The organism is Protofrankia sp. Cas8 (genome assembly GCF_963555845.1).
In the GTDB taxonomy this organism is placed as follows: Bacteria; Actinomycetota; Actinomycetes; order Frankiales; family Frankiaceae; genus Protofrankia.
The window spans coordinates 6732-10558 of record NZ_CAUVXI010000008.1 but is presented as its reverse complement, the minus strand read 5'-3'; the positions used below and the strand labels follow the sequence as shown (position 1 = coordinate 10558).

Here is a 3827-nt window from a genome sequence, read left to right as displayed (position 1 = left end):
TTGATCGGCGCGGGTGGGGAAGCCGGGTTTGCGCTCGCGGATGGGTTCGCCGGGGTGGCGGCGGCTGGGGCGGGTGCCGGCCTGGGCTCGGTCACCGCGGGTGGTCTATCGAGCCAGCTGTTCGGTGATGGGGGTTATAGCTGGTCGGATGCGGGTGGGGACTTCGCCATCGGTGCGGGTGGTGGTCTGGTTTCGGCTGGTGCCGGCAGCCTCGCGGGCAGAGCGGGCCGGACCGCGGCCGGGCGGGCGGTGGTCAGCCGGGTACAGGTCGCTGCGGCCTGGCTGGCCCGGAACGCTCCGGGGCCTCGGCCGAAGGACCTGAGTTCCATCACCTGCGCCGGTGCGGGCCAAGTCGACACCGAAGCCGCTACCCTGACAACCGCCGTAAATCCCGGAGGGGTCCTCGGTGGCGCCGCAGCCAGGGATACTCTAGGTAGTCGTCTCGAGGCAGCAAGTACATGGAAAAAAGGCAATCTTCCTGCGAAAAGCGGGCCCCCTGAGGGTCTCCTGGTTAAGCGTTCACCAGCAGGACAGATTACGAATTATGCGGAGTATGATGAGGCGGGGAATATCATCAAACGTGTCGATCTGTCCGGCCGTGCACATAATGGGATCCCAACGCCTCATAGCGTGGACTATGTTCACGATGTGAATCCCTCCGGAGAGATATTCCCGCGTAAACTTCCCGTTCGGGCTGCAACAGCCGATGAGGTGCCATGATAAGCGATGACTCCACCCGGCCAGCACCACGGTCCCTCGAGGAAGAACTTCAGGCGGCTGCTTCGGAGGACTTCAAGGAGCGTGCCGACGCGGCGCGTGCGCTCGCGGGTCACCTTGATGTACCGGTGGCTTTTAATCAGTTGGTCACCATGCTTGACGATGCAGATATCGCTGTGATTGAGGTGGCGGTCGAGGTTCTCGCGATCGGTGGAGGGATCGCCGGTCTTACCGAGGTGCTGCGTGCGCTTGGCGCTAATGATGACAACGCCGGATATCATATCCGAGACAAGCTCGCCTCTCTCTGGCTTGATGGAATTCCCATCCTTGATAGGTGCCAAGAAATTCTCTCTCAGGGTCATTCGGGAGCGGTGCGTGAAGGTGTATCCGAGATGATTGAGATATTGACATAAATTACTGATTTTTAATTCATATGGTGACGTCCTGGTCTCGTAGGAGACTTCAGGTATATGAGGTATCCGGATGGTGGTGGATTGACCTCCGCCAATCGGGTACGGCGGGAACACTTCCGGCTACAGGCCGTGATCCGCGGAAGCCAATCCAGCAGCACCGGTATCGCCTCGCGGTAACGCACGCGGGAGGGCGCGCAGTTCAGTAAACGATGTTGCCTGGTATCCGACCGCAGTACAAACAGGAGGGATAGCGGCGAACCAGCCCGTCGGTGACGCGGCTCGGGATGCGATCGCCTTGCGGTATCCAGGGTCGACGATTGAGGAGCACTTCGGCACGCCGTTCGGGGCACGTTACGTCGATGTCCTGACGTCGAATGGTGTGGCGATTGAGTCGAAGGTCGGCCGGATGTCGCTGAGTTCGAGTATTCAGGCTCAGATCGCGAAGGACCAGTGGCTGATGCAGAACAATAATAAGGTCAACGGCGTGCTGTGGGTATTCTCGCGGAGTGCCGTGACCGGTGAGAGAGGTCCGACAGGACCGCTGCAGGCGGCGTTGAACAAGGCCGGGATCGGGTGGGCGGTGCGATGAGTATAGACTGGGACGGCTACGAGATCTATCATCCGGGTGTGTTCGGCCCGCTGAACACGCTGCCCCGCCGGGAGGCCCGGCAGGCGTTCGTGCGGCTGATGGCGGCCAAGCCGGCGCGGATCGTGATGTTGGGTCGGCTGCTGAAGGCGAATGGTGTTGAGCTGGGCACCGATGACGCGGCGATTCAGGATCTCAACGATTGGTTCCGTGCCGGTGTGCAGGGTGATCCGGATAAGCCGGGTCGGCTGCTGCCGGACTGGTATTCGGTGGTCAACGATGTCGGGTTGTTCCTCGGCGATGTGATGATCGAACGGCATCCGAACCTGCGTTGGGAGTTCTTCATCTGGGGTAAGACGAACGTTTCCTACCAGCGCCATGTGATCATGGGGTTCGGGACCGAGACTCCAAAGTACAGGGCCAATGACGATGTTGACCGCGCAGTCGGTGTTTATGGGCATCGCATTATCGGCGGTGAGGAGGTCGATCATGAGGAGTTCTGGCAGTGGCTGCGAGTAGTCGATAGGCGGGCGTGATGTGTGGCGTGGTCGGTGAGGGCGGTGGTCGGCTGGTGGCTGCTTCGATGACGCGGTCGTCGAGGCTGATGGTGAGGATTGCGGTGAAGCGGACGACCGTTGCGAGGCGCGGGATGATGCGCCCGTTTTCCTGGCGGCTGACTTGATGGTCATCGCTGTCGATCGTGTCTGCGAGTGTGTTTGGCGACCAGCCGGGCTCGGTGCGCAGCGTTTTGAGGAGTTCGGCGAAGAACGGGCTGGTATGTCCTGACCTCAGAGATCATCATGTGGAGGTTGGAGTGCTGCGTCGATCACGGCATGCTCACCTTCGATGTCAGTAGGGATCTTGTGGGTCGGTGGCGGTTCCATGGCAGCCGGGAGTCGTTGCTGGTGGTGACGCCGGGCACGAACCTGTGGACCGTCTGGCTGCGTGTCAGGCTGGCGGCAGCCTCATCGCTTGGAAGGTTCGTGGCCGTGTAACGGAGAAAGGTTTGTCGCTGCCGGATTGTAGGGGGCTCGATGGTCAACAACCTGGAGAGTCGGCTTCCGGGCGTCGATGGAGCGGGGAATCCGATCACGTATCGGGAGAGGGACGTGAACCCCTACGTGAAGGGTGCCGGCCGCGGGGCTGAGCGGCTGGCGAGTGGCAGGTCGGCCGATTACACCGACGATCACTATCGTTCTTTTCTCCACTTTTGGAGCGCCTGCTGATGACGAGCTCGCTGTCGTTGATGAGGGCGTCCAGCACGCTCGAGCTATTGGTCCTGGAGCGCGACCCCAAAGCCGTGAGCGAGGCAGTCGTGGGATGGGTGGAGTCTGGCTTGGTCGTGCGAGTCGTCCGGGGACGGAAGATGCGAACGTTGCAGGCCACGTTCGATGAGGTCGCCGCCTCGCTGCAGTTTCCTTGGTACTTCGGCGAGAACATGGACGCCTTCGACGACTGCATGGCGGATCTCGGCTGGCTGCCGCCGCGGTCGGGCTATGTAATCGTGATCACCGATCCTGGTGAGGTCTTGGCGGATGCGGGTGCGGACGTACTGGGTTGGCTGGTCGACTCGTTGACGCGGGCATGCGAGGAGTGGGCTCGGCCGGTTGTACGGGGCGAGTGGTGGGACCGTCCGGCGGTGCCCTTTCATGTGGTGCTTCAGCCGGCACCCGGGGATGCCGCGATGGTCACGCAGCGGTGGGCCGGTGCTGGGGCTTCGGTCCTGCCGTTCCCCGGTTGAGCTCGGCAAAGGATCTCAGGTGATCCCGCGGGCCAGGGCGTCGGCTGCGTTTTGGTGACGAGGCTGTCGATGAAGGTGATGAGGCTGAGGGCCGGGGCGAGGTTGTCGGGGCCGGGTTCGGCGAGTTGAGCCGGACGGTCGTCGAGGGCTTCATCGCCGCGGCGAACCGGCCGCTGTGGGACGTCGTGGTCGAGTAGGTAAACAGCGGAGACGTCGAAGACCTCGCCAATGCGGACGGCGCGGGGTTGACCGGGTCGGCGAGCCTGGATCCGTTCGGTGGGCCGGCCGCGGTCACCGGGGCGGGCTATGCGGGGGATCCGCTGCGGTTCCACGGTCAGTATCTCGACGGGGTTACCGGCCTGTATGACCT

The 3827-nt window shown here is 62.6% G+C and carries 6 protein-coding genes; 5 read left to right on the top strand and 1 reads right to left on the bottom strand.

All coding sequences use genetic code 11. The annotated features are described in order from the left end of the window. Positions 1–54 precede the first annotated feature (54 nt). The 4 genes from U9977_RS26815 (at position 55) to U9977_RS02845 (ending at position 2252) form a co-directional block, all read left to right on the top strand. Positions 55–720, top strand: a complete 666-nt coding sequence (locus U9977_RS26815; protein WP_416210457.1) for a polymorphic toxin type 24 domain-containing protein — start codon at positions 55–57, stop codon at positions 718–720. Continuing rightward, positions 717–1130 carry a hypothetical protein gene (locus U9977_RS02855; RefSeq protein ID WP_322747577.1) on the top strand — a complete coding sequence of 138 codons (414 nt, stop codon included), beginning with the start codon at positions 717–719 and terminating at the stop codon, positions 1128–1130. Before U9977_RS26815 ends, U9977_RS02855 begins: the two co-directional genes overlap by 4 nt. A gap of 379 nt (positions 1131–1509) precedes the next feature. Beyond that, positions 1510–1719, top strand: a complete 210-nt coding sequence (locus U9977_RS02850; protein WP_322747576.1) for a hypothetical protein — start codon at positions 1510–1512, stop codon at positions 1717–1719. After that, positions 1704–2252, top strand: coding sequence for a hypothetical protein (locus tag U9977_RS02845; protein ID WP_322747575.1), 549 nt, complete (start codon positions 1704–1706; stop codon positions 2250–2252). The genes U9977_RS02850 and U9977_RS02845 overlap by 16 nt, the downstream gene beginning before the upstream one ends. Here the strand turns inward: U9977_RS02845 and U9977_RS26810 are convergent. Further along, positions 2182–2508, bottom strand: coding sequence for a helix-turn-helix domain-containing protein (locus U9977_RS26810; protein ID WP_416210456.1), 327 nt, complete (start codon positions 2506–2508; stop codon positions 2182–2184). The two genes, U9977_RS02845 and U9977_RS26810, sit on opposite strands and share 71 nt — an antisense overlap. Positions 2509–2941: 433 nt before the next feature. Here U9977_RS26810 and U9977_RS02840 point away from each other — a divergent pair, with 433 nt between their 5' ends. Then, positions 2942–3457 (top strand): barstar family protein, encoded by a 516-nt coding sequence (locus U9977_RS02840; protein WP_322747574.1) that lies wholly within the window; start codon positions 2942–2944, stop codon positions 3455–3457. Positions 3458–3827 lie beyond the last annotated feature (370 nt).

What these genes read in the sequence shown, in the direction of transcription:
- U9977_RS02840 (WP_322747574.1), top strand. Translation starts at nt 2,942, where the DNA reads ATGACGAGCTCGCTGTCGTTGATGAGGGCGTCCAGCACGCTCGAGCTA.
- U9977_RS02855 (WP_322747577.1), top strand. Translation starts at nt 717, where the DNA reads ATGATAAGCGATGACTCCACCCGGCCAGCACCACGGTCCCTCGAGGAA.